The following is a 26624-nucleotide window of genomic DNA, read 5'->3' on the forward strand; positions in this document are numbered from 1 at the left end:
GAGCTTCGTATCCCTATTTATAAGGAATACATCACCGAACGCGAACGCAAATATGGTGGTGCTGAGTACACTAGTCACATCTTTCCTCCTAATTACGACCCTTCTAAAGAAACCATTACCGAAGTACAAATCACAGGTAAAAAAGCCTCTATCTTTACCGATAGAGAGTATGCAAGAATGAATTACAAGCGCGAATACAAGTACAAACTCATAGAAAATCGCTGGCTATTAGATACTATCAAAGAACAGTATTTGCCTGAAAACAGAGACCCTGAAAAATGGAAGAGTGTGATTATATAAAATAAAGAATATTTAAAAAATACAGTTTTGCTCTTGTGAATTACGATTTACTTGTCTCTCCATTGATAGCCGTTTTAGCTTGGATATTTATTCTATTTTGGTTATCAAATAAAAAAACAAGAAAAAATGAAAAGACAACAGCTTTTAGCCCAAATAAAAGAACAGTTCCCTATCCCATCATTTAAAGAGTTGCTGCTAACTTTAGAAGCTCTAAACTACGACCCTTCTTGGTGCTATTTCAAGACAGATACTTTTGAGAGCGGCAGTCTGGCCGTGAGCAACACTTGTTTTCTGCAACGAGAAAACCAATGGGTCGTATGCCTTGCCGATTGGCATAGTTTCTCTGATGAACAATCTTTTGATAATGAACAAGAAGCCTGCGAAAATTTTGTATATAAATATTTTCTCCTTAGTAACGAGGAAATTAATTGGTTAAAACAATGAACATATCACATTATAACACCAAGTTTGGCACTTTTGCTTTCTCTCAAAAAGTGGGAGACGAGTATTTTTGGGAGGCTTCATACCTCTGGAAAAGTGATTTCTACAAAGAAACTTTACAGCTACCTTTTTCTGTGTTTAGCAAAAGTGAAACCATCACCCCTGATACTATTGCTTTTATTGAACAGATTCTTATCAGCGCAGATAAGTTGGTAGCCAAAGCACTTTCTTATTTTCAAGAACAACTGCTGATATGCTCAGAAGGCTTTCATCTTTCAGAAGAAGAAAAACAATTGCTAAGCGTTCCCTTGCAGGAAGTTCCTTTTGAAAGTCCTCAGTTCCTGTTCTATGACAACAAAGAGTGGATATTGCATTTCGCTGGAGGTAGTTTCAGCTTTTGCGAACCTTATGGCGTTTCTTTTCATTTTAAAGATGAAGAACCTATCCTAATAGAAAACTTAGAAGACGCTGAAGAAATATAATTAACTTAGATTATTTAATAAATAAAAAAGTATGAACAGAATTACAGAAACAGAGCAAAAACATTCCTTTGAACTTCCTGCTTTTTACAAGGAAATCCTCAGCAGTTTTGATTTATATTGCCTTTATCAGTACAAAGGTAAAGATTTGGATATTAAAAATCGTAACCTCCTTTTTGAAAAGCTGAGCAGAGACTATCAAGCGTGGCAATTACTACAATATCTTGATAAACCTAATACTGAAAACACTTTTGTTTTTGGTAGTCTAGGTGATGACTCCAGACTATACTTCAACCTCTCCGATGGGTCAGTTTGGGACTATTGGCTTGACGATAAATCTACTCACAAAATAGCTAATAGCTTTGATGAATTACTTTCAGAAGCTACTTTGGAAGAAAAAGAATAAACCTAACTTGCTAATTATACTATGAAATATTTTAAAACCGAATGCAAGAACCTTTTCCTATCACCCAAACGACTGTTTTACGTTTTGGTGTTCCCTTTGGTTATCTTTGGGTTCTTTGCGGCTATTTTCTACAAAGGCGTGCCTCGCGACCTGCCTATGGCGTATATCAATTACGACCAAAGTCAGCTGTCCGAAAACCTCTTGCGTATGCTCGATGCTACCCCAAACATCGACCTGAAAATCAAACTCACCGATGAAAAAGAAGCCCAACGACTTATCCAGCAACAGCAGATTATGGGTTTTATCGTTATCCCTGCCGACTTTCAGCAAAAACTCTTCAAAGGTGAAAACCAATCGGTGATTTGCTATACCAATAGTCAGTTTATGCTGGGGGCAAGTCTTATCCAAAAGGATTTTCAAACTACTGTAGGAATGTTCTCTGCCGGACTGGTAATGAAGAAGAAAATGCAAAAAGGGCAACAGACAGAGAAGGTACGCGCTGAGGCTCAAACCGTAAAGGTAGACGACCACGGATTGTTTAACCCTTATGCTAACTATGCCTATTACCTCCTCACAGCACTCTTGCCGATGATGCTCCAAATGATTGTGATGATGGTAACGGTGTATGTATTAGGAATAGAATTCCGTTACCGTCGGGGGAAACAATGGCTCAAAAAGGCTGGTGGCAGTCCGCTAAAAGCCTTAATTGGCAAACTTCTGCCTTATACCTTAACGCTCCTCTTTGTCGCGTGGTGGATGAACTATCTCCTCTTTGGGCTTATAGGTGCTCCCCTCCATATCCCGATGTTCAACGTAGTGCTCATCACCTTTGCCTTAGTCATCATTTATCAAATTATCGGGATTACACTGGTCTCTCTCCTACCTAATTTCAGGTCGGCACTCACCATCGGCAGTGGTTTCACAGCGATTGCCTTCTCATTTGCCGCTTATACTTTTCCGATGGAAGGATTGCCAAAGAGTATGCAGTATTTAGCGCAAATTTTCCCCTATGCTCATTTTATGAAATACTACGTAAATCGTGCGATCAAAGGAATCCCTGTGGAAATGACGTGGCAACCGCTTTTAGCCTTATTGCTCTTCGGCTTATTGCTGATAGTTGCCTACCCTATATTTGTAAAGAAAATAAAATCAGGAGGATATGAAACAATTTAGAAGTTATATATATCAAAGTTCAGCCGACTTCACCCGTGCAATGCTCTGGGAAGCCAAATACATATTCCGCGACAAAGCGGTGTTCTTTTCGTTTGTTATCGTAGCGGTAGTAGTCTCTTTCTTGTATACCTACCTCTATTCTGAAGAAACGCTACAAAAGCTCCCTATTGGAGTAGTTGATGAAGATAATACAGCGCAAAGTCGCCAGCTATTGCGTATGATAGATGCCAATAGTGGCGTAGCTATCTACAGCAGCTATCTCAACCTCAGCGAAGCAGAAAAGGCTTTCCAGCGCGAGCAAATACGCGGTATCGTAACCATCCCTAATGGTTTTGCACGCGACCTACAACGCGGGGAACAACCCTCTATATCCGTCTACGCCGATGCTTCCTATATGCTCTATTACAAGCAAGTGCTTACTGCTGCCAAACTCTCGGCAGCCTATCTCAATGCAGGTGTGGAGATGAAGCGCTCGTCGGCACAAGGTAAACTCCCTACCCAAGCACGTGAGGAAGCTATGCCTGTAAGCGCTAAAGTAGTGAGTTTATACAACCCTTCGTCGGGTTATGCTACTTTCCTAATCCCCATAGTATTGGTGATTATCTTCCAAACCACCATTCTCACAGCTGTGGGTATTTTAGGAGGTACAATGCGCGAAGGTAACAAACTACGCAAAATATACCCCAATTCACATAGCTTTTGGGGAGCAGTACCTATTGTAATGGGTAAAGCTACTACCTATTTAGGATTTTCAACCGTAATTTTGCTCATTATCTTAGGAATTATAATGCCATTGTTTGGTATTCCAGTACGCAGTTCAATGCTCAGTACTTTGGTATTTATGATACCTTTTATCCTTTCGATAGTGTTTATGGGGCTTTGCTTGCTCAACTTTCTACGCCGACGTGAAGATGCGATTATGCTCATTATGTACACCTCGCTGCCAGCAGTAATGCTCACTGGCTTTTCTTGGCCTACTGAAGCAATGCCCGATTGGCTAAATATCTTTTCGTATATCGTGCCTACTACCTTAGGGGCAAAAGGATTTATTTCTATCACCCAAATGGGGTCTCATCTCACTACCATTATGCCTTATTGGCTGGGAATGTGGGGACTCTGTTTAGTGTATTTAGTATTAGCTACTTTCACCTTAAAAAGAGTTTTGAATAAGTAAGAGATAAAAGAAAAAGCTGTCTGAACATTGTGTTCAGGCAGCTTTTTTTAATATTTTCTGTTTATTATTTCCAAAAGGAGAAAGCCATTAGTGATATAAAAATAATACATAATATATTCAGTACAAAACCAGCCTTCACCATATCCTTCTGAAGCACTTTACCGGTACCATAAGCAATGGCATTAGGCGGAGTTGCAACGGGCAACATAAAGGCACAAGATGCTCCTAAACCTATGATGAGTGAAAGCCCTAACGGATCAAGTCCCATATTTTCGGCTACCGAAATGAAGATAGGCACCAATAGTGCTGCACTGGCGGTATTGCTAGTGAACTCGGTGAGGAAGATGATAAAAGTAGCCACCACAACTCCAATGATAAAGTAACTACTATCAGAAATGAGGAACTGCACCGAATCTACCAATGCCTTGCTCGCTCCCGATTGAGTGAGGATTACACTTAATGAAAGTCCGCCTCCAAAGAGCATTAGCACGCCCCAATCGGTGTTTTCTTGTATTTGTTTCCATTCGGCAACGCCAAACAAACACACAAACACGGCGGCAATCATTGCTACCACAGCATCAAAATCTTTTATTTTTTCGATATGCAAGAAAGAAGTAATCACCTCATTGATTACGTCGCCAAATATCCAGCAAAGAGCTGTAATTAAAAAGATGAGAATAGTGAGATATTGTTTAGTGTTCAGTTTTTCAGTCATTGTTTCACTCTCTATCTTGATGTTCAGTTTAGGGCGAAATACCACAAACATAGCTCCAATCATCAAAGGGAACAAGCCTAAAACTGTAGGCATACCATAGCGCAACCATTGGGCGAAAGTGATGTTCAATTGAGAAGCTACAATCGCATTAGGAGGGCTACCCACCAAAGTACCCATCCCCCCTATACTCGCACTATAAGCCACCCCTAATATCACAAAGGCATAAGTGCCTTTATTGCTCTCATAGTCGATATTTTTGAGCAAGCCAATAGCCAAAGGGATAATCATCGCTGCTGTAGCTGTATTGCTGATACCCATAGAGAGCACAGCTGTAACTAAAAACAGCAAGAATACCGCTAATAGGAAATTACCTCTCGCCAAAGAAATCACCTTATGGGCAATATATTGGTCGAGTTTTTGGACGCTTAAGGCAGTAGCAATGGCAAAACCACCAAAAAACAAGAAGATTGTAGGGTTTGCAAAAGCCTGTAGTGCACTTTTAGTACTCTCTAAGCCTAAAAGTATTGCCAATACAGGCACTAACAGTGCTGTAACAGTGATATGTAAGGCTTCAGTAAGCCATAAAATGGCTACAAAGGCAAGTAGTGCCAAGCCTTTTTTAGTAGGTTCTTCATAAGGAAGAAACCAATAAAGCAAGAGTGCGATCACCAATGCGATGGCTATAACAACAGAACTTTTGATGTTTTTGGTTAGCATATCAATTAGGTTTTAGTTATTTACAGAGGTATTAGGGTTTTAGTTTTATCGCATATTCCTCTTCCGAGACAATCACAATTCCCTTTTGTAACAAGAGATTGTTTGGCAAACTTATCTGTTCACCTTCTTCGGTTTTCAAAAGGGTATAAAAAGACTTGATATCTATTATTTTAGCCTCAATAGGATAATCTTTATCTAAAATCTTGATAGTATCACCTATTCTAAAAGGAGAAGAGAAAAACACAATAATACCTGCTGTAATATTGCTGAGTATAGACCACTGAGCGAAGAATGCTACCCCTATTACCGTAAGAATTGAAGTAACGAACAAGAAGAGTTGTTCGGTTTTTATTCCCCAAATAGAGACAATAGTAAGGATAGCCAATGCATAGATAAAATAATCTATATACTTTTTAACCAAACGTGTACGGCTCACGCCTAAACCTGCTCTTTTGCCAAACTTTTCGATAATAGAGTTCACCAAATAGCGCAAGGCAGTGAAAACCACCAATGCAATGGCAGTAGCGATGATTTGGTATATGTAATTTTGTATATAGGTCATTTCTATTTCGCTATATTCACAGCGCGGGTTTCACGGATTACCGTTACTTTCACTTGACCTGGGTAGGTCATATCGGTTTGGATTTTTTGTGATAAGTTGAATGATAGTTCTGCGGCTTTATCGTCGGTTACTTTTTCGCTTTCTACGATTACGCGCAACTCACGACCTGCTTGAATAGCATAGGCTTTTTTCACACCTTGGAAAGTGAAGGCTGCATCTTCGAGGTCTTTGAGGCGTTGGATGTACGAATCGAGTACTTGGCGACGTGCTCCTGGACGTGCTCCACTAATCGCATCGCATACTTGTACGATAGGTGAAAGGAGAGAAGTCATTTCAATTTCATCGTGGTGCGCCCCAATAGCGTTGCACACTTCGGGTTTTTCACCATATTTCTCTGCCCATTCCATACCGAGGAGTGCGTGAGGAGTTTCGGTTTCCACTTGTGGCACTTTACCTATGTCGTGCAAGAGTCCGGCGCGTTTAGCGAGTTTAGGGTTCAAGCCTAATTCGGCTGCCATTACCCCGCAGAGTTTGGCTACCTCACGTGAGTGTTGCAAGAGGTTTTGACCATAAGAAGAACGGTATTTCATACGACCCACACATTTCACCAATTCGGGGTGTAATCCGTGGATACCGAGGTCGATTACGGTGCGTTTACCTATTTCAACGATTTCTTCTTCTATTTGTTTGGTAGTTTTTTCAACCACTTCCTCAATACGTGCAGGGTGGATACGCCCATCGGTTACGAGTTTGTGCAATGACAAACGAGCAATTTCGCGGCGTACAGAATCGAAGCAAGAGAGGATAATAGCTTCGGGGGTATCATCTACAATGATTTCGACCCCTGTAGCTGCTTCGAGGGCACGGATGTTGCGACCTTCACGACCGATGATGCGACCTTTGACTTCATCGGATTCGAGATTGAATACTGATACACAGTTATCTACAGCTTCTTCAGTACCTATACGTTGAATGGTGTTGATGATGATTTTTCGAGCTTCTTGATGAGCGGTGAGTTTAGCTTCTTCGATTGAATTTTGGATATAAGCCATTGCATTAGCTTGAGCCTCACTGCGAAGAGAGTCGGTAAGTTGTTTTTTAGCTTCTTCTGCGGAGAGTCCAGAGATGACTTCGAGTTGTTGTACTTGGCTTTTGTGTAGGCGGTCTATTTCTTCTTGTTTTTTGTCGAGGGTTTGAAGGCGGAAGTCTGCTTCTTCAGTTTTCTTTTCCAATTCATCTTTCAATCGTTTATTTTGAGCTAACTCATTGGATACTTGAGATTCTTTATCACGGATACGTTTTTCAGCCTCTGCCATTTTTTTATCTTTGGCAGCGATAGTTTTTTCGTGTTCGGCTTTTAGTTCGAGGAATTTTTCTTTAGCTTGGAAAATTTTGTCTTTTTTAATATTTTCACCTTCAACTTTAGCATTTTTCAGAAGAGACTCGGCTTCATTTTGAGCGTTGAGGATGATTTTAGAAGCGTTTTTCTTTTCCAGCACTTTGGCGATAGCGAACCCTATGAAAAGGGCGATAATAAAAATTGCAATACTTATAATAACTGTACTATCCATCTTGTTGATTTAAAAAAATAAAATATTGATATAAAAAAATGCCTATATTGATTAATAGGTTTCACGTAAAACTCTGAAAAACAGGTTTAGGGATACTCAGCAGATCAAGTATCCGGCAAGAGAAGGCCGGCGCGCTTTAGCTACTGTAACTCACCCTTTTGTGAAATGTTAATGTTGAGTTTACCGAAAGGACAATCAATATAGGCAGTAAGTTTTTCTATGTGAAAAGAACGTGTTGTTACCCTATTTGGTTTAGGGAGTTGTATACCTTTTGCAAGGTTTTTTTGAGTGTTTCATCGCTATGGATTTCGTTGAGGCGGGATTGTTCAATTTGTCTTGCCAGAGTGATGGCACACATAGCTAATCCATCTTGTTTATCACGCAATTGATAAACAGATTCAAATTCTTGAATCATCTCATTTATTCTTTTAGCGGCTTTTCTAAACCCTTCTTCTTGAGCGGGTACAATGGTAAGGGGGTATAGCCTATCGGCTACTGAAAGTTTAATTTTCAATTCGTCCTGTTCCATTGCTATTGTTTTGTGAGCTGAACAATACAGGCATCGATTTCGCGAATGAGTGTATTGATTTTCAGTTTAGTTTCTCTCTTGTGTTCTTTACTGCCTAATATACGGTTGGCGATGGAGAGAGCTTCATTTTTTTCTTTTAGTGTAGTGATAGTGCTTTGAAGAGCTATTTTCTCACTACGAAGTTCTTCAATGGTTTGCTTTAGTTTGCCATTTTCTTCCCTAAGGTTTTTGAATTGGTTTTGTAGGGCAATAGCTTTTTCATCTAATAGGGCTACCAATTGTTTTAAATCACTCATCCAATAGCGAACTTTGTATATTTGGGGCAAAAATACAATATGTTTTTATAAAAAGCAATTTTTTAGTAAATAAATATTTTTTGAACAGGTAAGAGGTAAGAGGTAAGAGGCAAGACGACAAAGGCTGTCCTAAAAAATAGGACAGCCTTTTAATTTTGATTTTCAAGAAATTACCAACCTGGGTTTTGTTGCCAATTGGCTTTTCCTTGTTCGTAGCGGATATCACTAGGAGGGATAGGCCAAGTCATTTTATAATTTCCAGCGGGGATATTGAGTTGATAATATTGATCGGCGGGGTCAGACACTATTGCATTTACATTTTGAGGAGTACCACGCACCACGCCTAATCCCCAACGCTTGATATCGGCCATACGGAATCCTTCGAAGGCGAGTTCACGGTTGCGTTCGTTTTGTATTTCTGTCCATAGATCGGTATAGGTTATGCTACTAATACCTCGAGCGGCGCGTAGTCTATCTAAATAGATTTTAGCATTAGTTTGATCACCTTTTTTATAAGCAGCTTCAGCGGCTATGAGGTATATTTCGGCGATGCGGAATACCTTAGGGCGGTGGAGGTAGGTAGCGTCATCTCTGCTACTATTTTTTAATTCATCATTATCAGGATACTTAGAAACTAGGTAGATATCGTTGTATTTTGTGCTAGAATAGTTGGCAAACAATTTTTTGATATAGATATTTTTTCTAAAATCAGAATCGTCGAATAAATCTACGAATGATTGAGTAGGGATTAATTTAGGATAATAGTAGAGTACTTTTTGTGTATAGTAACTTTTTTCTTCTCCTAAATATACGTCCATACCATTAGGTAATTCGGCTGTATTTCCTCTATCGTATCGTGCATATAGGCGTGTTATGGTTTCGGCGCTATCATCTTTTTCCCATACATTTTGCAAGGTAGAGGAGGCGGTAGTTAGAGGGTAAGTATTAGCTGAAATCAGTTGATTTGCAGCTTGATAAGCCCCATTCCAATCTTCTTTATAGAGTAAGACACGGGCTTTAAGAGCAGCTACAGCATCTTTAGAAAAGGTAGCTTTACCAGCGCTACCTGTTACATTAGCTAAGAGTTGTTCAGCGCGAGCTATATCGGCTAAGATAAACTCATAGGTTTCTTTTACAGAGCTTCTGTTAGGGAAGTCATTGATAGTAGGCTTGTCGAGCAAAGGCAATCCATACGCTGAATTTTCGTCGTAAGCGGGGCAGTAGTGTGTTACTAAGTAGGTGTAATAGAAAGCACGAGCCAAGTAGAGTTCTCCCATATTTTGGTTGATTTGAGTAGTAGAAGTTGCGGCTCCTTGTGCTGATATAGGGATGGTAGGGATACCTTCTAATCCTATATTGATATTTTGAATGGCATTGAAATAATTTTGCCAAATTGCAGCTATTACACTATTAGACGAGGTTAGTAAAGTCCAATTGTGTATTTCAGTAAGGAGGTCGGAGTTAGATGAGCGTCGTGCTAAGTTTGCGAAATCGGCTTGAGCATCGGTAGCATACATTGCTCTTCCGTATATATTGTTACGGAGAGAAGCATACATTCCATTTACCCAGAATTGTGCGTCTTGTAGACTTTTAAAAGAGTTTTTCTGACTGAGCTCTTTATAAGGTTCTTGATCAAGACTGAAGCAAGCGTTCAACAAGAATGGGATCGTGATTAAAACGAGTATTTTATAAAAATTTTTCATTGTTATATATTTTTAAAAGTTAAGATCTATACCCAGTGTGAATTGTCGAGAAGGGGGATAACCTCCTAAAGAGATTGCGCCTGATGATTCTGGGTCAGCACCTTCATATTTAGTGAGTGTAAAGATATTGCGAGCGGTAGTATAAATGCGTATACCTTCAAAGAATTTAATTTGGTCAATTATTTCTTTAGGCAATCGATAGCTAAGGCTGATGCTTTTCATGCGCATATACGAAGCATCTTGTATAAGTCGTGAATCCAAGCTATATATAAAAGTATCTGAATTTACTTTAGGGTGGCGGGTATCATCACCAGCTTGTTTCCAGTAGTCAAATACTTTTCTACTCATATTGTAGACTCCGAATCTACCAGGGTTTTCTACATATCTCATATCGTTATTTACTATGTATCTACCTAATGAGAAAGAGAAAGCCATATCTAAGCTAAAGTTTTTATAACTAACATTCCATCCAAAACCTCCATTTACAGGAGCTTGCATTTTTTTGCCTGTAGTTTGTATTAATTTACTATCGTCATAAGAGGTGGTTACGTTATTATCATCGGTTACTTGTTCCATACGGTCTGTACCTGGCACATAGTATTCGGTAAGACCTGTTGTAGGGTTTACTCCTTTGCGAATAACAGCTGCCCATTCTAATGGTCTACCTAATTTATAACCTACTCCTGAGCTAGTTCCTACATCAGATATTTTATTACCAAAAAGGGCAGTTACTTCTTGTTTGTTATAGTTTACGTTGAAATAAGGACGGATAGAGAGGTCGTTATTTTCACTTCTATACACTACTGATGAGAAAGTAAAATCGATTCCACGGTTGCGCATACCACCTGCGTTGTCATAGAACTGATTTTGTCCAGAAGTGGTATTGAGCTCTCGGCTAGAAAGCATATCATAGGTTTCGCGATCGTAGTATTCTATATTAAAGGAAGTTCCTCGATCAATCACAATATTGAGGCCTACAGTAGTTTTACGTTGTTCTTCCCAGTGCAAATTAGGATTACCTAGGCGATAAATGGAATATGCCATATTTTGTTGGTAATAGCTATCGCCTTGAATAGTAGTAAGGTGATTGTAACTACCCCCTCCTGCATTACCTGATAGACCTGTACTAAAGCGTAAATTTAAATCAGTAAGCCATTTTACATTTTTCAAGAAGTTCTCTTGTTTGAGTTTCCACATAGCTCCTACAGCCCAGAAATTACCATAATGATTATTTTTACCAAAAGCTGATGAGCCATCACGGCGTACTGAAAGATCTAGAAAGTACTTACTACCATAAGAATATTCCAATCGACCAAAATAGGAATTAAAAGTAGTAGTAGACTTATCATCTTCTACTGTTTTGTTTTTATTACCATGTGAAAGAGTAGAAAGTCCATCGGAGGGTTGTCCATAAGTTACTACTGTTAATGATTTTGAGCTATTTTCAGTAGATTCTTGACCTAACAATACATTGAAATTATGTTGATTTCTTTTTCCTAATAGGAAACGATACTCTAATGTATTAGTAAGAGTTTTTCTAAGAGATCTACTGCTACTAAAGAGTGTATAGGGGTTAGTAGTAGGGCCAGGAGTGCGCTGTCTATAGATAATAAAAGAAGAAAGCTCTTTATTTTCTACATCTCCATAACCGTATTGTACACCTCCTTGTGTTTTGAACACCAAATTCTTAATGGGTTCAATAGTAACGAATCCTGAGGGCATAAAATCATCACTAATAGTGGATCTTGGGTGTTTTTCGGCATAGTACTCAGGATGATAAAAACCTAAGGAGGGGCTTATAATACTAGTAATATAGTCTTTTCTTTTTCCGTCGTCGTAAGTAGGAGAATAGAAAGGCAATGTATTCATACGTATGGTAGAGTCAGAGCCACTACCATCGCGTTCATTGTGTCCTGCTGCGAAAGAAATACCTGCTTTCAACCATTTTGTAATTTGAGTATTGACACTACCATTGAGAGTATAACGTTTGTAATCGGAAGAAGGGTTTGAGGTTCCTTCTTGTTTGAAATATCCCAAAGAGAGGTAATATGATGTGCTTTCAGTTCCTCCTGATAGAGAGACATCAGTTCGTGTAAGAGGCACAAAATCACGGAAAAAAACTTTATCCCAACGAGTATTATAAGGGTTTTCGGCTAATATTTTATTAGCAGCTGCTTCAGCTATTTCTCGTGTATTGCCCAATCTTGTCATTCCTGCTGCCGAGATAATAGAAGAAGGACTTCTTTCAAGCCAAAAATCCATATACTCGCGAGGTGTCATCATATCATCAAAGAATTTGCGACTAGCATTGGTAAGTGCTGAGAAACCGAGTTGATTACTAATTGTAATATTAGTACGTTCGTTACGGCGTCCTTTTTTAGTAGTGATAAGTATCACCCCATTAGCGGCACGCGCTCCATAGATAGAAGTTGAAGCTGCATCTTTAAGCACTGTAATAGTTTCTATATCATTAGGATTGAAGTCACTCATCACACTGCTGCTCACTGCCACACCATCCATTATGTATAATGGAGTTTGATTTTGGTCACCTCTTAAAGCTCCTTGAAAGTTATTATAACCATGGATGAGAATTTCGCTATTACTACCAGGGCGACCAGAGCTTGTAGTAACTACTACACCTGCTAAACGTCCTTGTAATGCGTCGGAAACACTAGCTACAGGAGTATTACTTACATCCTTGCCTTGCACTTGTGCTACTTGTGCTACCGTACGGCTAGCAACCTTAGGAGCTCCATAACCGGTAACCACCATCTCTTCAAGCTCTTGCACATCGTCTTTAAGAACAACATCCAATCGCTTAGAACTTGCTGTAATTTTCTTTTCAACAGCTTTCATTCCCAAAAATGAATATTGCAAGACATCACCTACTTTCACTTGAATGCTGTACTTTCCATCCATATCGGTAGCAGCACCATGCTGGGTACCTTTGATTAACACCAATACACCTAATAAAGGCTCTCCTTTTTCATCTTTTACAGTTCCTGTAACGTCTACATTTTGTGCTACCATTACAAAGGAAGCTGTTAAGAAGAAAAAACATGTGTAAAATAAATTTAGCTTCATTTTTTTGTTTTTAAACATTTTCTAGGGCGCAAAGATAATAATAATTTGCAAATTCGCAAATTACAACTATTAATATTTAGCTACTAACAAACTAATGAAACTCACTGCTAATTAATAATTTGGTTATTTGTTAATTACGCCGTACCTTTGCCGCCTGAAACTAAAAAGACAATCACTATGGATTTCCTACAATTAGCACAAAACCGCTACACTACTAAACACTACAGTTCTAAACGTGTGAGTGATAGTGATATCGCTAAACTTAAAGAGATATTGCGTCTCACACCTTCGTCTATCAACTCACAGCCTTGGCAATTTGTTTTCATAAGCGATGAAGCTACCAAAGAGGCTTTCGCTAAGGTATCGTTCTTCAACGAAGAACGCATTAGGCAAGCAAGTCATTTAGTGGTATTTATGGCGAATAGTGCTTTGCCTTCATTTGAAGAAAAACTCGCTAAAGCCTCTACCGAAGCAGGTGTTGGATTTTATCACAAAGTACAGAAACCTAAAGGAGATGTGAGCCTTTATGCGTGGATGAACAACCAAGTGTATATCTCTTTAGGTTTTTTCCTCAGCGCTTGTGCTTCTATGGGCATTGATAGCACCCCTATGGAGGGCATTATCAATACTGAATACGACAAACTTTTAAACGACTCTCAATACACTACACTCTTTGCTGTGGCAATAGGGTATCGCGACCCCGAGGACAGCAATCAGTTGCACTTGCACCCTAAATCGCGCTTGCCTTTAGAAGATGTAGTAAAGGATTTTAAATTATGATGCAAAAACGCGACATACGCGCTCTTACCAAGGAAGAACTCCGCACTTTTTTTGAGAGTAATGGCGACAAGGCTTTTCGCGGCAACCAAGTATATGAATGGTTGTGGCAGAAAGGCGTGCATACTTTCGAGGCGATGACCTCACTGCCAAAAGCTACACGTGAGATGCTCGCTGAACACTTCAGTATCAACCACATCAAAGTGGATGTGATGCAGCGCAGTAACGATGGTACCATCAAAAACGCTGTGCGCCTGCACGATGGTTTATTAGTAGAGTCGGTGTTGATTCCTACCGATACCCGCACCACTGCTTGCGTATCCAGCCAAGTGGGATGTAGCCTCAACTGTTCGTTTTGTGCGACTGCGCGCTTAAAACGTATGCGCAATCTCCTGCCCGATGAGATATTCGACCAAGTGAAGGTAATCGATGAGCAGAGTCGCGCTTTCTTTGGTCGTCCGCTTTCTAACATAGTGTTTATGGGAATGGGCGAACCGCTGATGAACTACAACAATGTACTAAAGGCTATTGACAAGATTACTTCACCTGAAGGCTTAGGAATGTCGCCTAAACGCATTACGTTATCCACTTCGGGTATACCCAAATTGATAAAAAAGATGGCTGATGATGAGGTTAAATTCAAATTAGCTGTATCTTTGCACTCGGCTATCAGTAGTGTGCGCACAGGTATTATGCCTTTCAATGAACAATTCCCGTTAGAAGAACTACGCGACGCTTTGGCATATTGGTATCAAAAAACTAAAAACCGCATCACCTACGAGTATGTGGTGTGGAAGGGTATCAACGACCAGAAAAAGGATGTAGAAGCGCTGATAAAATTCTGTAAGTTTGCTCCTTCTAAAGTGAATCTCATTGAGTACAACCCCATAGATGATGGCGCGTTTCAACAAGCCGACCCTAAAGCACTTGAACTTTACCAAACAATGCTTGAAGCAGCAGGCATTACTGTAACCGTGCGACACTCACGCGGTAAAGATATTGATGCTGCCTGCGGACAATTAGCGAATAAGAAAGTGAAAAGTGAAGAGTGAAAAGTGGTATAACATTTGTGTTGCATCACTTATTGTCATAAGAATCTATCACATATCCAGCTACGCCAACTCACTAACTTTACCTGTTACCTAAAACCTGAACATGGAAGTATTTTTAATAAAAGCGGCTCAACTAATTCTGAGTCTTTCAATTTTAGTAGTCCTACACGAATTAGGACATTTTATCCCTGCTAAACTCTTCAAAACAAGAGTAGAAAAGTTTTTTCTTTTCTTTGATGTGAAGTTTTCCCTCTTCAAAAAGAAGATAGGTGAAACTGTATACGGCATCGGGTGGCTACCACTGGGTGGCTATGTGAAGATTGCCGGTATGATTGATGAGAGTATGGACAAAGAGCAAATGGCACAACCTCCACAGCCGTGGGAGTTCCGCTCTAAACCTGCGTGGCAACGCCTTATCATTATGATAGGTGGGGTAACCGTGAATTTGCTCTTAGGATTCTTTATTTACTCAATGATTCTCTTCGCTTGGGGACAAGATTACCTCAAACCCGAAGGTGTGAAAGATGGTTTTGCAGTTACTCGCACTATGCGCACTTATGGTTTCCAAAATGGCGACATTGTAACCGCTATCGATGGCAAGCCTTTGGAGAATGTATTGGAAGCCAGCAAACACATTTTGTTGCGCGACCCCAAACAGATTACAGTACAAGGCATTGACGGCAATACACGCACTCTTTCTCTCCCCGAAAATATAGGTAAAACTCTTTATTTACACGGTGAAACCGCTCCTTTTAGCATCAAAACAAAAGCTATTATCGATACCGTTATAGCCGAAATGCCAGCAGCTAAAGCAGGCTTGCAAAAAGGCGACAAACTGGTAAACATTGGTGGAGAACCTATCTACTACTTTTCGGACGTACCTCCAGCCCTTACAATGGCTCCTGAGGGTACTCCCGTGAGTGTGACGATAGAACGCGATGGAGTAGCCAAAGAACTAAAAATAGTCCTCGGCGAAAAGAAAAAAATGGGAATTTCGGCAGGACAACGAGAAGGCGAAATACAGCTTTCGCATAAAAACTACTCTTTAGGAGCAGCCTTAAGTCACGGAACTGCCTATGGTTACAATGTATTGCGCGACTATGTTTCTCAATTTAAATTTGTATTCACCAAAAAAGGAGCAAGTGAAGTAGGAGGCTTTGGCTCTATAGGCAAACTTTTCCAAGATAATTGGAACTGGCTTTCTTTCTGGCAAATCACTGCCTTCCTCTCTATCGCTTTAGCCTTTATGAATATCTTGCCTATACCTGCTTTAGACGGCGGACACGTGGTATTCCTCCTCTACGAAATGGTAACAGGTAGAGCTCCTAATCAAAAAGTATTAGAATACGCTCAAATGGTAGGATTTGTAATCCTCATAGCTATCTTGCTATATGCTAATGGTAGCGACTTGTATAGAGCAATATTTAACAGGTAAGAGGTAAGAGGTAAGACTTATAGACTAAATGAAACACATCTACTTCATCATATTATTCTTGAGTTTGGGGGCTCTGCAAGCGCAGAGCCTTGAAAAGGTGCGCGCTGCCTATATTACAGCTTCCGATAGCAAAGAGAACGCTACAGCTTTTGCAGAGCTGATAGCCAATGCTCCCACTACCGATGTGGTACTAAGTGCCTATAAAGGGGCGAGCAAAATGATACTGGCTAAATTTGGAGGTGGCAGAGTTGCCCTACTCAAAGAGGGCAAACCGCTGTTAGAAAACGCCCTCAAACAGCAACCTCAAAATACTGAACTTCACCTCATACGCCTCAGTGTACAAGAACACTTGCCCAAAGTAGTGCCTTATCGCAACAATATCACTGCCGATAAGGATTTTATACTCGCACACTACGCTCAGCAATCCCCTGAACTACAAAAACATATAGCAGGATTTGTGAAGAAGTCGAAAGTGTTTAACGATGAAGAGAAAAAGAAGTTAAATTTGCAATAAACTCATAAAAATATGGAACTTACTATAAATATCAATGCGCAACCATCTAAAATAGAGGCTTTTATAAATTTTATAAAATCTCTTGATTTTATAGAAGTTACTAATATTAAAAAGAGTGAAGAAACTTTAAATCCACAACAGAAAAAGTTTAAGAAAAAACTTTTTAATGCTTTAAATGAGCTAAATGAAGCAAGAGAGGGTAAAGTAAAATTAGGTAATTTAGACGATTTACTCAATGAAATATAAGTTTGGATATATACCTTCTTTTGCAAAGGAATTAAAGGCTTTATGTAAAAAACACAAAAGTTTAAAGAAGGATTTTGAGGCATTAAAAGAAGAAATTGAAACAAATCCTAATATAGGAGTATCATTAGGTGAAGGATTGAGAAAAATACGACTAAACATAAGCAGTAAAAACAAAGGAAAAAGTGGTGGAGCAAGAGTAATTACTCACGAAATATTAGTAGAAATAGACTGTCAAGAAACTATGTCGGTGGCATTCATTTCTATTTATGACAAATCAGAATATGATACAGTTGATTTGGATATTGTTAAAAAATTAGTTGAAGAATATCGTGGAGAAGAATAAAATTTGCGTTTTAATTCCTACTTATAACAATGCTAAAACCCTCGCGCGTGTGATTGATGGGGTGTTGCGCTATACCTCTCATATTATCATAGTGAATGATGGCGCAACCGATGCTACTCCCGATATACTCGCGCGTTACCCCCAGCTCACTATTATTCATCTTCCCAAGAACAAAGGCAAAGGCAATGCCCTGCGCATAGGCTTTGACAAAGCCCGCAATTTAGGCTACGACTACGCCCTTACCATCGACTCCGACGGACAACATTACCCCGATGATATCCCCGTATTTATAGCCGCTATAGAAGCTGAAAATGAGCCTACTCTGCTGGTAGGCAGCCGCAATATGTCCCAAGATGGCGTACCTAAGAAAAGTAGCTTCGGACATAAATTTTCTAACTTCTGGTTTCACCTCGAAACGGGGGTCAATCTCCCCGATACACAATCGGGATATAGGTTGTATCCTTTGCAGCACATCCCTAAAAAATATTATACCGAAAAGTTTGAATTTGAGATAGAAATATTAGTGCGCAGCAGTTGGAATGGGGTACAACTAAAAAATGTACCTATACAAGTGTTGTACGACCCCGAGGAACGCGTTTCTCATTTTCGACCTTTCCGCGATTTTATACGTATCAGCTTGCTCAACAGCGTGTTGGTACTCATCGCGCTTTTCTACATCAAGCCGCGTAATTTCTTTAGAGATGCCAAAAAAAAGAGCCTTAAACGCTTTATCAAAGAAGATATATTAGAAAGCGACAGCAGCGACAGTGTGAAAGCTGGTTCAGTAGCATTAGGTGTATTCTTTGGCATTGCGCCTTTTTGGGGTTTTCAAACCATACTTACTATCACTTTGGCAGTATTCTTCAATTTGAATAAAACTTTAGCTTTTATCTGCTCAAATGTGAGTATCCCCCCAATGATACCTGTGCTTATCTTCTCTTCTCTTAAAATAGGTACTTTTTTTGTAGGAGGCACCATTCTGCCGCAAGGCGACCTCACAGCAATGGAATATATCCAAAACAATTTGTTACAATATTTAGTAGGAAGTTTTACTTTAGCAATTAGCGCCTCATTGTTGTTAGGGTTGCTCACTTATGGATTGTTGAAATTGAGAAAAAGATAATTTTTCTTGCTTCGTAAAAAAGTAAAGCATTATAAAACCTTTTTTACAAAAGGCAACTGATGCTTATTCCTCTTTTATCTTTTACATTTGAACTTTTCTATTATAGGTTATCTAATTTAAAATATATATTTCAAAAAAAATAACCATTGATAACTAATTTCGCCCAGCCAATGCACGTTGGGAGCTTGTACTGAGAATAAAAGAACTCAAAAAGAAAGTGACAAAACAATTCAAAATAAAATAAATGATAGCAAAAGAATATATCCCTATTTATATTGTATTAATAGTTCTTACACTTTTTTATATAAAGGATAAAAGAAAGAAGAAAAATGATGACTACCCAATGAATATAGCGAGGGTATTTGATTCAGTTATACTAATAATAATACTTTTGGTATTAATTATATTATCTATTTTTAAATAATAGGCAATATCCCAGATGAGCAATATTCCACAAATAGGTGCAAAAAATACAGCGAAAATTAATTTTATGATGAATATACAAAGAGAAAATGGTATTGATGAAGTGAATTGTGCTTTCAGAATGCTGAATATGAGTCTTGATCAATTTGTTGAGATACAACATTCAATGGTAAGTTTAGATTTAGACTTTGAGGTGAATGAGGATCATAGAAACATTATTATAGATATGAATCACAAAGAAGATGTCTATACAATTATTCAGCTTTGTAAAAAATTCAATGTAAAAAAAGGAAATATATATTGTTCTATTGTATCATCTTATGACAATGGAGGTTTTAGGCTTCCTTCGTATATTATATATTTGATAAAAGAAATGCAGGAAATAGAATTGGATTTTTCATTTGTGGTATGTTGATAATGTTCTAAATATATTAAAATGGAAGAGAATAATAAAGGCTTCATATTTATCAGCAATGATAAAGAAGCTGACACGACAATTAAAGTAAATTATAAAGGTTTTGTGTTTTTTGATGTCTATGGATTGGAAAATGACAAGATCTATAAAATAGTAGATGATTTAGTATATCAGTTTGATTTAAGAGCAGGGAAAGAACATTTTTTTGAAGAAGAATCCTTTGTAGTTTTAATAGAAGGAGGAAAAGAAATCATACAACAAGAATTTGAAGGTAGAATGTTCTATTTTTTAGAATGTAGCCTACTGTTTCCTCCACAAGCATTGAGATATGATTGTTATTTTTGTTGGGAAAAATTAGATAGTGGCGGATTACAAGCCTATTGGACATCTGACTTTCCTGAAGAAGAACTAAAACAATATGTAGAAAAATTACGATAATGTCCCAGATGTGTTGTTTGAAATAAAAACACCAAAAGAACGAATATTTTAAAGTAATGAAAAAAGTAAAAGGCATCTATTACTTAGTAGAAGAAGGTCATTATGGACTTAAAATGATATTAGAGTTTGAAGATACTGAATATTTATACTTTGATTCTTGTAAATTTTTGTTTAAGAAAAATGAAAAATCAAACCTAATAACATCTAAATGGACAAAGTTAGAGTATCCTGAGTTAGAAAAGGATGATGTTTATATAAAAGAAATAAAGGAAGATGAGGCTATAGCTTATTTCATTAGATTCTCAAATAATGATATACTGCATATTTATGAGTATGTTGATGGTTTAGAAAATTGGTTTTTAGATTTTGAAATTGTATCACCCAAAAATGAAAATTATAATGAAATAACCACCCATATGAATGAAACTTGGGTAAATAGAATCTTATAATAAATGAGTTTAATCGTTTTTTAGCAACTTGGAAATGACCTCCCATTTCAAGTTACATTAAGAAAATAAACATCTGGTTGCGCTCCTTTATTAAAGCTAAATCTTTTTTCTACCCTTAAAAAGCTAATAATCCAATGATTTATTGTATCTTTGCATAAAGTTCCTGAATTTTGGTGTTCTTTTTTTTCAAACACAAATTACTAATTTTCGGGAACTTTTATTTTTTAAAACAGCTTCTTCATAAAAAATTAAGTATATGATTTACAAAATATCCATTTTCATCATTTTATCTCTTGCTTTAAAATGTACAATGGGGAAAGGCGATAATACCCCAAAGAATAGTATAAGTAATTCAACTCTTATTGAAGGGGTAAATACTTCAGCATCATTCATAAAGAACATTGAATTAAAACAATACAAATACAAAGACACCTATATTGAAGATTTAAAATTAGATACTTTTCAAAAAAAGGATTTTCGCTTGGAGTTTTTCAATTTTTTAAAAGAACAAGATTTTGAAAAAGAAGAATATGCTCAAGTTTTTTTCATAAAACTATTGTTAGTTCGCATCCAAGAGAAAGATGAAGCTATTTTATATGATATTTTGAATCATATTTTTAAAGACCATTCATTAGGTTATTATTTAGAAGATTACAATCTATATTTATACCAACTTTTCTTATATAAACCTCATTTTTTCATTAAAAACGCCTATAAATATGGTGATTCTTCAATAATTGATTACATCAATCATTCTTTGCCAAACGCTTTGCTCACAGACGAAAAAACAATCAAAAACGATATGGGTGAAATCATAAAAGATAGTGATAATCTGCTTTTGATAAGCGAACAACAAGTCGACCTTTTTTCATTAGCAGCATTAAAGGATAAAATCAAGAAACAGAGTGTTATAGAAGTTTTTTATGCCCCTTCGTTTAAAACAGGATGGAAAGAGAAAACGGCTGTTTATTACAATATTTACAATTGTATTAACGAAGAAATTTTAACATCCTTAACCGTAGAAGAAAGAAAATATTTTGAAGAAAATTTTTACCCAATGTTTCAGGATTATATTGTAAAAAACAAATAAAAAGAAGCCTATCCCACCACGGATAAAATGTTAAATATCCTTTTTTTCTTGCTTTGTAAAAAACTAATTACTAACTTTGTAGCGAAATTTTAAACCTAATCTGTTATGAAGTTATTCTTTCCTCTTATACTAAGTACCCTTACTGCTTTAGCAGGAATAATCATCAAAATAGATTATAGAGAGTATAGTGTTATTGGTAACATTTTGCTAATTTTAAGCACTGTATGTTTCTACTACTTTGTTTATCTTCTTGTTAAGAAAATCAAATAACTTTAGTAACTGTATCCAAACTAAATTTTGTAGCGAAATTTTAAAACCTTCATAATATGAAAAAATCCATACGTTATATATTGCTCACTATAGCCATTATATCATTTATTCCTATTTATATGAATGGTTTTGCTGAATATCAACTCAATAAATGGTTAATAGCATTGTCATACACAGTGTTAGTTAGTAATATTTTTGTTATTGGCTATTTTGCCAGCCAGAGAAAAAAGTATTAACTCACTTCAATCTCAATTTTTAATCTTAATACCTTATTTATTATGAAACCTTTTTTAAGAAAAGATGTAAAAAGCATCTTATTTGTGTTAGCAACCATCGGATTTTTTGTAGAAATAGCCTTTCTATGTTTTGCAAATTTAAATGGTAGAGATGTATTAAGCAATAGCCTTACAGCATTGGTATGTTTGCTTTCAGCTATTTCTATAGGTTTTGTTTTACAAAAAGAAAGACAACAAGAATAATATTTGTTCATAAGTAACTCTATTTTCTCAAATGAAACATCTTTTATTTACGCTAATATGTTTAGTGAATACCTCTTTTGCACAAAAAATAGATTTCTTTGAAAAATTAGATTTTAAAGATTTAGTTTTTTATGGAAAAGAAATTAGTTTTGCTATGCAAATAACAGGTAATACCGAAAAAAGTTGTAAAGGGAATTTTAAAATTTCCTCTAACACGTACGAAATAGAAAATTGCACTCTTAGCGAACAAGAACCTACTAATATAAAAGATATAAACCAGATTAAAGAATTACTAAAATTTGCTGTGCGTACCTCAAACGCTATGTATAGCTCTCTTTATCAATATGATGCACATAATAAGGGAAAGTTTAAAACCTATTATGTGTCCGATAATACTTGGAAACTCACTTGTGCCGACAAGGCGACAAGAGAGATGATGCAGTTAAGTAAAAACGATAAATGTTATTTTATGGTTACCCTAAACGATGAGGGGTATATTACTCAAATAAAATCGGTTATAGAGGGCATAAGGGAAGATATTGTGCATTATACAACGCAATATCTATCACCTGAAGATGCTGAAGCCTTAGGAGGAGCGATGGGCAAACTCTTTGTAGGTAATACTCTTGTCGCTTTTTTTACTGATATAGAAGGTAAGTTTTTAGATAAACAGACCGGTAATACTCTCCATTTTCAATTAAAAACTAATCCATTATAAAACCTTTTTTAACCTTTATGAATCCCCAAAAACCAATTCTCATTATCACAATGCTGTTGCTCGCTTTGGGCTATACCATTTATGCTGTTATAGGATACCTTTACAATCAAGGAAAAATCGCCCCTATCTTATCAGGAGCCTTATTCGTTATTCTTTTCTCAAAATTGTATTTCGATACTAAAAGGAAAGAAAATAATACCCAAAGCTAAATTTTGTTGTATTTTTTAATTTTTACAATGACTCTAAAAACAAAAGATAATTAGCTTTCTCATCTCATTTGTGTTGTATAGCTATCTCATTCTGAAAAAAAATATCGAGTTTTTCTTGCTTCGTAAAAAAAGAATTTCTATCTTTGTTGCGAATTATTAATACCTTTATAATATGAAAACAAAAAATATAAACATAACTAAAACAGTATTTATAGCTGTCCTAATGTGGTTTTTTTTCTATAATGCTTTCTATGCTTTGGGGCAATTTATAGGGAACCTCACTAAGTAATTTATAAATCACTTGGATTATGGATAAGTTTACACAAAAACTTTACAATGTCCATCTCCTTATATTAAAAAAAAAATGGTTAAGCTTTGCCGCCGTTTGTTTATCAGCTTTCTTTATCTATAAATTTGGAAAAGCTACAGGAGAATTTATCTACTACCTAACACACTAACATATAATTATAAACCATCTCTGTAACAAATTTTAAAACTATTCTCTATGGAAAAATCAGTATTAAAGCGAAGTTTTCATATACTTATGGGGCTCTTTGTTGCTTATTTACTTATTAGCGTTATTGAGTACCCACAAGATTTTGTAAATGGCTTTTTAGGTAAATAAAAAAACAACCTCTTAAATTATTATTTTATGTGGATACTCGCAATTTTTTCTGCTGTATGTCTAATCTATTCTTTAACCACTAAAGACAAAAAAAATAGATTAGTATTTTCTGTTGCTTTCACAATAACTATGCTTTTTGCAATAGGCTACCAATTGGGAAAAGACAGAGTTAAAATAGACAATGCCAGCACTGAAATGACTCTAAAACAATAAAGTTTTACAGTTTAAATCATTACGCTTTGTTAAAATCTCTAACACGACAAGCGTTAAGTACTTTGACAAAGTGTATATTGTAATTTTGAGACTTTATATTTTCAATTCTATTCCTATTCATTTTTAACTTCCACTCTTGCATTCTAATAATCTGCGCACTTGCCTCTTTTTTAATAGATTCCTTTGTCCTTTAAAATATTATTTATAATTTTGCGGGAAATTTGTACTAATGAAAGAAACTACCGAAATTACCCTCAATAAATCACAACTCCCCTCTTGGCTGGCAACATTCAGCGCTACCCAAAAACCTCAGCATATTATCATTACACTACCCGAAGAGGAACACTGGCTCAAAAAAGACCTCAAACCGCTTGCTTCGTTTGCAAAACAGTACAGCCAGCAACAAGCAAAATCAGTGGTGGTGGTACAACGCGCTTTGGCTCTCGAAGATTTTGAACTCAGCCTGCACATCGCCCCTACCCTACAAGAAGCCTACGACCTTATTGAACTCGACGAAATAGAACGCGACTTATGGAAGTAACTATCTTAGGTTGCCACAGTGCAACCCCTCGCTCTAATGCCCGCCCCTCGGCTCAACTGCTGGAAATGCGTGGTCATCTGTTCCTCATCGATTGTGGAGAGGCTACCCAAATCGCTCTCCGCAATGCCAATGCCAAATTCTCCCGCATCAAGCACATCTTCATATCTCACCTCCACGGCGACCATTTCTATGGACTTTTCGGACTTATTTCTACTTTCCAACTCCTTGGTCGTGAAGCCGAAATGCATATCTACGGACCTAAAGGCATCAAAGAAGCGGTGCTACTCGTGCTCAAACTCGGTGGGGCTTACACGCCTTTCCCTTTGTATTTTCACGAACTATCTTCTAAAAATCCTGAACTCTTATACGAAGATGATAAAGTGCTGGTGCGCACTATTCCGCTACAACACCGCGTCTATACCAATGGTTTCCTATTTCAAGAAAAAGAAGGTGAACGCCGCCTGAATATGGATGCTATCGCTCAATACCCCGAGATTGAAGTATGTGATTATCAGAATATCAAAAACGGAAAAGACATTACTTTAGAGAATGGTAAAACTATTGCTAATACTGAGCTTACTTTCGAACCTCATCGCCCGCAAAGTTACGCCTATTGCAGCGACACGGTTTATTTAGAAGATTTGGCAACCGAAATACGAGGAACAAGAGTGATTTACCACGAATCTACTTTCTTGAAAATCAATGAAGAACTCGCTGCCAAAACAATGCACGCTACCGCCTACCAAGCAGGGCTTGTCGCCAAAAATGCTCAGGCTGAAGCGCTTATTTTAGGGCACTACTCCTCTCGCTACCCCGATGTAAATATGTTTAAACAAGAAGCCCAAGAGGTTTTTAAGAATGTTTTTTTAGCTGAAGACGGAAAAAAGTTTGTTTTTGAAAATTAGTATTGGCATTGTTTTTGAGGAAATTGCCAACTGAAAAACTAATAATCAACAACAGCAAATGAAAACCTTTTTTTTTAGCCTTTTGGCAAGTGTCTTCACTTTAGGATGCGCTAATGGAACTGCTACTCAACAAGTTTCAACTAACAACAAGAACCTCAACAACGAGATGAAAGAACAAAATTACTCCAATACTACCGATATTTATTTTGCTGGAGGCTGCTTTTGGGGCACTGAACACTTCTTCAAGCAAATACGCGGAGTACTCGCTACCGAAGTAGGTTATGCCAATGGCAACCTCTCGCAAGCGCCTAACTACCGCCAAGTGTGTGTGGGCGATACAGGTTTTGCCGAAACGGTGAAAGTTACCTACGATCCCCAACTCATCAACCTGAACCAATTACTCGACCTCTATTTCAAAATCATCGACCCTACTTCTCTCAACAAACAGGGCAACGACCACGGCACTCAGTACCGCACGGGTATCTACTACATAAATGAAGCTGAAAAACCTCTTATCGAGAAAGCTATTGCCATAGTGGCAAAACAATACTCCCAACCCATAGTGGTAGAGGTACTTCCGCTAAAAAATTTCTACAAAGCCGAAGAATATCACCAAGATTATTTAGACAAAAATCCGCAAGGGTATTGCCATATTTCACCCGCTTTGTTTGAGTTGGCTCGCCAAGCGAATCCCGCTCCTGCCGAGAAGACTTTCAAAAAAGCTTCTAAAGCCGACCTCCGCAAGCAGCTCACCCCCGAACAGTACGCTGTAACCCAAGAAAGCGCTACCGAGCGTCCGTTTGCTAATGCTTATTACGATGAGTTCCGCGAAGGTATTTACGTGGATATCACCACTGGTGAACCGCTTTTTGTCTCTACCGATAAGTTTGAATCGGGATGTGGATGGCCAAGTTTCTCTAAACCTATTGACAACAAGCTCATCGCTGAAAAAACGGATACTTCTCACAATATGACCCGTACCGAAGTGCGCAGCAAATTAGGCGATGCTCACTTAGGGCACGTGTTCAACGACGGACCTAAAGATAAAGGCGGCTTGCGTTACTGCATCAATAGTGCATCGTTGCGCTTTATCCCTAAAGAAGATATGGAAAAAGAAGGTTATAGCCAATATCTTCCTTTATTAGATACTAAAAATACCCAAAATACTAATACTAAAACTACTAAGAAAAATAAGAAGAAATAAACACT

General features: G+C 37.5%; 30 protein-coding genes and 1 other RNA gene. 23 read left to right on the forward strand and 8 right to left on the reverse strand.

Features of this window, described 5'->3' with window-relative positions:
* The 6 genes from Q0162_RS07665 to Q0162_RS07690 form a co-directional block, all read left to right on the forward strand.
* Positions 1-300, forward strand: a 300-nt coding sequence (locus Q0162_RS07665; RefSeq protein ID WP_297890775.1) for an NTF2 fold immunity protein, incomplete at its 5' end; no start/stop codon positions are given.
* Between the two features lie 126 nt (positions 301-426).
* Positions 427-744 carry a hypothetical protein gene (locus tag Q0162_RS07670; RefSeq protein ID WP_276987684.1) on the forward strand — a complete coding sequence of 106 codons (318 nt, stop codon included), beginning with the start codon at positions 427-429 and terminating at the stop codon, positions 742-744.
* Complete coding sequence (locus tag Q0162_RS07675; RefSeq protein ID WP_297890776.1) at positions 741-1223, forward strand: hypothetical protein; 483 nt, start codon at positions 741-743, stop codon at positions 1221-1223. The genes Q0162_RS07670 and Q0162_RS07675 overlap by 4 nt, the downstream gene beginning before the upstream one ends.
* A 31-nt stretch (positions 1224-1254) precedes the next feature.
* Positions 1255-1626 (forward strand): SMI1/KNR4 family protein, encoded by a 372-nt coding sequence (locus Q0162_RS07680; RefSeq protein WP_297890777.1) that lies wholly within the window; start codon positions 1255-1257, stop codon positions 1624-1626.
* A 21-nt stretch (positions 1627-1647) separates the two neighbouring features.
* Positions 1648-2799, forward strand: coding sequence for an ABC transporter permease (locus tag Q0162_RS07685; RefSeq protein ID WP_297890778.1), 1152 nt, complete (start codon positions 1648-1650; stop codon positions 2797-2799).
* On the forward strand, positions 2786-3973 hold the full coding sequence (locus Q0162_RS07690) for an ABC transporter permease (protein WP_297890779.1): 1188 nt from the start codon (positions 2786-2788) through the stop codon (positions 3971-3973). The genes Q0162_RS07685 and Q0162_RS07690 overlap by 14 nt, the downstream gene beginning before the upstream one ends.
* Before the next feature lie 64 nt (positions 3974-4037).
* Here Q0162_RS07690 and Q0162_RS07695 read toward each other — a convergent pair whose 3' ends face one another.
* The 8 genes from Q0162_RS07695 to Q0162_RS07730 form a co-directional block, all read right to left on the reverse strand.
* Positions 4038-5405: a DASS family sodium-coupled anion symporter gene (locus Q0162_RS07695; protein WP_297890780.1), complete on the reverse strand. Its 1368-nt coding sequence runs from the start codon at positions 5403-5405 to the stop codon at positions 4038-4040.
* Between the two features lie 31 nt (positions 5406-5436).
* A complete protein-coding gene (locus Q0162_RS07700; protein ID WP_278638723.1) occupies positions 5437-5967 on the reverse strand; it encodes a mechanosensitive ion channel family protein in 531 nt (176 codons plus the stop codon).
* A 2-nt stretch (positions 5968-5969) separates the two neighbouring features.
* On the reverse strand, positions 5970-7538 hold the full coding sequence (rny, locus tag Q0162_RS07705) for a ribonuclease Y (protein WP_297890781.1): 1569 nt from the start codon (positions 7536-7538) through the stop codon (positions 5970-5972).
* A 68-nt stretch (positions 7539-7606) separates the two neighbouring features.
* A non-coding RNA gene (gene ssrS / locus Q0162_RS07710) (6S RNA) lies at positions 7607-7718 on the reverse strand.
* Positions 7719-7776: 58 nt separating this feature from the next.
* The gene (locus Q0162_RS07715; RefSeq protein WP_297890782.1) at positions 7777-8067 is read right to left on the reverse strand and encodes a cell division protein ZapA; all 291 of its coding nucleotides are present in this window, start codon (positions 8065-8067) and stop codon (positions 7777-7779) included.
* A gap of 2 nt (positions 8068-8069) precedes the next feature.
* Positions 8070-8363, reverse strand: a complete 294-nt coding sequence (locus tag Q0162_RS07720; protein ID WP_297890783.1) for a hypothetical protein — start codon at positions 8361-8363, stop codon at positions 8070-8072.
* Between the two features lie 170 nt (positions 8364-8533).
* Positions 8534-10066 carry a RagB/SusD family nutrient uptake outer membrane protein gene (locus Q0162_RS07725; RefSeq protein ID WP_297890784.1) on the reverse strand — a complete coding sequence of 511 codons (1533 nt, stop codon included), beginning with the start codon at positions 10064-10066 and terminating at the stop codon, positions 8534-8536.
* Positions 10067-10078: 12 nt separating this feature from the next.
* Positions 10079-13150, reverse strand: coding sequence for a SusC/RagA family TonB-linked outer membrane protein (locus Q0162_RS07730; protein ID WP_297890785.1), 3072 nt, complete (start codon positions 13148-13150; stop codon positions 10079-10081).
* 177 nt (positions 13151-13327) lie between these two features.
* Between Q0162_RS07730 and Q0162_RS07735 the strand changes: the two genes are divergently transcribed.
* The 17 genes from Q0162_RS07735 (at position 13328) to msrB (ending at position 26619) form a co-directional block, all read left to right on the forward strand.
* Positions 13328-13930: a nitroreductase family protein gene (locus Q0162_RS07735; RefSeq protein ID WP_297890786.1), complete on the forward strand. Its 603-nt coding sequence runs from the start codon at positions 13328-13330 to the stop codon at positions 13928-13930.
* Positions 13927-14979 (forward strand): 23S rRNA (adenine(2503)-C(2))-methyltransferase RlmN, encoded by a 1053-nt coding sequence (rlmN, locus tag Q0162_RS07740; RefSeq protein ID WP_297890787.1) that lies wholly within the window; start codon positions 13927-13929, stop codon positions 14977-14979. Before Q0162_RS07735 ends, rlmN begins: the two co-directional genes overlap by 4 nt.
* Positions 14980-15082: 103 nt before the next feature.
* Positions 15083-16414, forward strand: a complete 1332-nt coding sequence (rseP, locus tag Q0162_RS07745) for an RIP metalloprotease RseP (RefSeq protein WP_297890788.1) — start codon at positions 15083-15085, stop codon at positions 16412-16414.
* A 28-nt stretch (positions 16415-16442) separates the two neighbouring features.
* A complete protein-coding gene (locus Q0162_RS07750; protein ID WP_297890789.1) occupies positions 16443-16928 on the forward strand; it encodes a hypothetical protein in 486 nt (161 codons plus the stop codon).
* Between the two features lie 12 nt (positions 16929-16940).
* Entirely contained in the window at positions 16941-17174 is a 234-nt protein-coding gene (locus Q0162_RS07755) for a hypothetical protein (protein WP_297890790.1), read from the forward strand.
* Positions 17164-17517: a toxin gene (locus tag Q0162_RS07760; protein WP_297890791.1), complete on the forward strand. Its 354-nt coding sequence runs from the start codon at positions 17164-17166 to the stop codon at positions 17515-17517. The genes Q0162_RS07755 and Q0162_RS07760 overlap by 11 nt, the downstream gene beginning before the upstream one ends.
* Positions 17492-18640, forward strand: a complete 1149-nt coding sequence (locus tag Q0162_RS07765) for a DUF2062 domain-containing protein (protein ID WP_297890792.1) — start codon at positions 17492-17494, stop codon at positions 18638-18640. The genes Q0162_RS07760 and Q0162_RS07765 overlap by 26 nt, the downstream gene beginning before the upstream one ends.
* A 439-nt stretch (positions 18641-19079) precedes the next feature.
* Entirely contained in the window at positions 19080-19478 is a 399-nt protein-coding gene (locus Q0162_RS07770; RefSeq protein ID WP_297890793.1) for a hypothetical protein, read from the forward strand.
* Between the two features lie 21 nt (positions 19479-19499).
* Positions 19500-19916, forward strand: coding sequence for a hypothetical protein (locus Q0162_RS07775; protein ID WP_297890794.1), 417 nt, complete (start codon positions 19500-19502; stop codon positions 19914-19916).
* A 56-nt stretch (positions 19917-19972) separates the two neighbouring features.
* The gene (locus tag Q0162_RS07780) at positions 19973-20365 is read left to right on the forward strand and encodes a hypothetical protein (protein ID WP_297890795.1); all 393 of its coding nucleotides are present in this window, start codon (positions 19973-19975) and stop codon (positions 20363-20365) included.
* 256 nt (positions 20366-20621) lie between these two features.
* Positions 20622-21455, forward strand: coding sequence for a hypothetical protein (locus Q0162_RS07785; RefSeq protein WP_297890796.1), 834 nt, complete (start codon positions 20622-20624; stop codon positions 21453-21455).
* Between the two features lie 548 nt (positions 21456-22003).
* Positions 22004-22204 (forward strand): hypothetical protein, encoded by a 201-nt coding sequence (locus tag Q0162_RS07790; RefSeq protein WP_096088626.1) that lies wholly within the window; start codon positions 22004-22006, stop codon positions 22202-22204.
* A 31-nt stretch (positions 22205-22235) separates the two neighbouring features.
* Positions 22236-22922, forward strand: a complete 687-nt coding sequence (locus Q0162_RS07795; protein ID WP_297890797.1) for a hypothetical protein — start codon at positions 22236-22238, stop codon at positions 22920-22922.
* A gap of 17 nt (positions 22923-22939) precedes the next feature.
* Positions 22940-23131 carry a hypothetical protein gene (locus tag Q0162_RS07800; RefSeq protein ID WP_126370638.1) on the forward strand — a complete coding sequence of 64 codons (192 nt, stop codon included), beginning with the start codon at positions 22940-22942 and terminating at the stop codon, positions 23129-23131.
* Between the two features lie 1067 nt (positions 23132-24198).
* Positions 24199-24510 (forward strand): hypothetical protein, encoded by a 312-nt coding sequence (locus Q0162_RS07805; protein ID WP_002678453.1) that lies wholly within the window; start codon positions 24199-24201, stop codon positions 24508-24510.
* Positions 24501-25415: a ribonuclease Z gene (locus tag Q0162_RS07810; RefSeq protein ID WP_297890798.1), complete on the forward strand. Its 915-nt coding sequence runs from the start codon at positions 24501-24503 to the stop codon at positions 25413-25415. The genes Q0162_RS07805 and Q0162_RS07810 overlap by 10 nt, the downstream gene beginning before the upstream one ends.
* A gap of 58 nt (positions 25416-25473) precedes the next feature.
* Positions 25474-26619 (forward strand): peptide-methionine (R)-S-oxide reductase MsrB, encoded by a 1146-nt coding sequence (msrB, locus tag Q0162_RS07815; protein WP_297890799.1) that lies wholly within the window; start codon positions 25474-25476, stop codon positions 26617-26619.
* Positions 26620-26624: the final 5 nt, after the last annotated feature.

The sequence above is a fragment of the uncultured Capnocytophaga sp. genome (assembly GCF_937936315.1).
Taxonomy (GTDB): domain Bacteria; phylum Bacteroidota; class Bacteroidia; order Flavobacteriales; family Flavobacteriaceae; genus Capnocytophaga.

Bases quoted from the DNA above. Each gene is read 5' to 3' on its own strand.
- Q0162_RS07670 (WP_276987684.1), top strand. From the start codon at position 427: ATGAAAAGACAACAGCTTTTAGCCCAAATAAAAGAACAGTTCCCTATC.
- Q0162_RS07675 (WP_297890776.1), top strand. From the start codon at position 741: ATGAACATATCACATTATAACACCAAGTTTGGCACTTTTGCTTTCTCT.
- Q0162_RS07680 (WP_297890777.1), top strand. From the start codon at position 1,255: ATGAACAGAATTACAGAAACAGAGCAAAAACATTCCTTTGAACTTCCT.
- Q0162_RS07685 (WP_297890778.1), top strand. From the start codon at position 1,648: ATGAAATATTTTAAAACCGAATGCAAGAACCTTTTCCTATCACCCAAA.
- Q0162_RS07690 (WP_297890779.1), top strand. From the start codon at position 2,786: ATGAAACAATTTAGAAGTTATATATATCAAAGTTCAGCCGACTTCACC.
- Q0162_RS07695 (WP_297890780.1), bottom strand. From the start codon at position 5,405: ATGCTAACCAAAAACATCAAAAGTTCTGTTGTTATAGCCATCGCATTG.
- Q0162_RS07700 (WP_278638723.1), bottom strand. From the start codon at position 5,967: ATGACCTATATACAAAATTACATATACCAAATCATCGCTACTGCCATT.
- rny (WP_297890781.1), bottom strand. From the start codon at position 7,538: ATGGATAGTACAGTTATTATAAGTATTGCAATTTTTATTATCGCCCTT.
- Q0162_RS07715 (WP_297890782.1), bottom strand. From the start codon at position 8,067: ATGGAACAGGACGAATTGAAAATTAAACTTTCAGTAGCCGATAGGCTA.
- Q0162_RS07720 (WP_297890783.1), bottom strand. From the start codon at position 8,363: ATGAGTGATTTAAAACAATTGGTAGCCCTATTAGATGAAAAAGCTATT.
- Q0162_RS07725 (WP_297890784.1), bottom strand. From the start codon at position 10,066: ATGAAAAATTTTTATAAAATACTCGTTTTAATCACGATCCCATTCTTG.
- Q0162_RS07730 (WP_297890785.1), bottom strand. From the start codon at position 13,150: ATGAAGCTAAATTTATTTTACACATGTTTTTTCTTCTTAACAGCTTCC.
- Q0162_RS07735 (WP_297890786.1), top strand. From the start codon at position 13,328: ATGGATTTCCTACAATTAGCACAAAACCGCTACACTACTAAACACTAC.
- rlmN (WP_297890787.1), top strand. From the start codon at position 13,927: ATGATGCAAAAACGCGACATACGCGCTCTTACCAAGGAAGAACTCCGC.
- rseP (WP_297890788.1), top strand. From the start codon at position 15,083: ATGGAAGTATTTTTAATAAAAGCGGCTCAACTAATTCTGAGTCTTTCA.
- Q0162_RS07750 (WP_297890789.1), top strand. From the start codon at position 16,443: ATGAAACACATCTACTTCATCATATTATTCTTGAGTTTGGGGGCTCTG.
- Q0162_RS07755 (WP_297890790.1), top strand. From the start codon at position 16,941: ATGGAACTTACTATAAATATCAATGCGCAACCATCTAAAATAGAGGCT.
- Q0162_RS07760 (WP_297890791.1), top strand. From the start codon at position 17,164: ATGAAATATAAGTTTGGATATATACCTTCTTTTGCAAAGGAATTAAAG.
- Q0162_RS07770 (WP_297890793.1), top strand. From the start codon at position 19,080: ATGAGCAATATTCCACAAATAGGTGCAAAAAATACAGCGAAAATTAAT.
- Q0162_RS07775 (WP_297890794.1), top strand. From the start codon at position 19,500: ATGGAAGAGAATAATAAAGGCTTCATATTTATCAGCAATGATAAAGAA.
- Q0162_RS07780 (WP_297890795.1), top strand. From the start codon at position 19,973: ATGAAAAAAGTAAAAGGCATCTATTACTTAGTAGAAGAAGGTCATTAT.
- Q0162_RS07785 (WP_297890796.1), top strand. From the start codon at position 20,622: ATGATTTACAAAATATCCATTTTCATCATTTTATCTCTTGCTTTAAAA.
- Q0162_RS07790 (WP_096088626.1), top strand. From the start codon at position 22,004: ATGAAACCTTTTTTAAGAAAAGATGTAAAAAGCATCTTATTTGTGTTA.
- Q0162_RS07795 (WP_297890797.1), top strand. From the start codon at position 22,236: ATGAAACATCTTTTATTTACGCTAATATGTTTAGTGAATACCTCTTTT.
- Q0162_RS07800 (WP_126370638.1), top strand. From the start codon at position 22,940: ATGAATCCCCAAAAACCAATTCTCATTATCACAATGCTGTTGCTCGCT.
- Q0162_RS07805 (WP_002678453.1), top strand. From the start codon at position 24,199: ATGAAAGAAACTACCGAAATTACCCTCAATAAATCACAACTCCCCTCT.
- Q0162_RS07810 (WP_297890798.1), top strand. From the start codon at position 24,501: ATGGAAGTAACTATCTTAGGTTGCCACAGTGCAACCCCTCGCTCTAAT.
- msrB (WP_297890799.1), top strand. From the start codon at position 25,474: ATGAAAACCTTTTTTTTTAGCCTTTTGGCAAGTGTCTTCACTTTAGGA.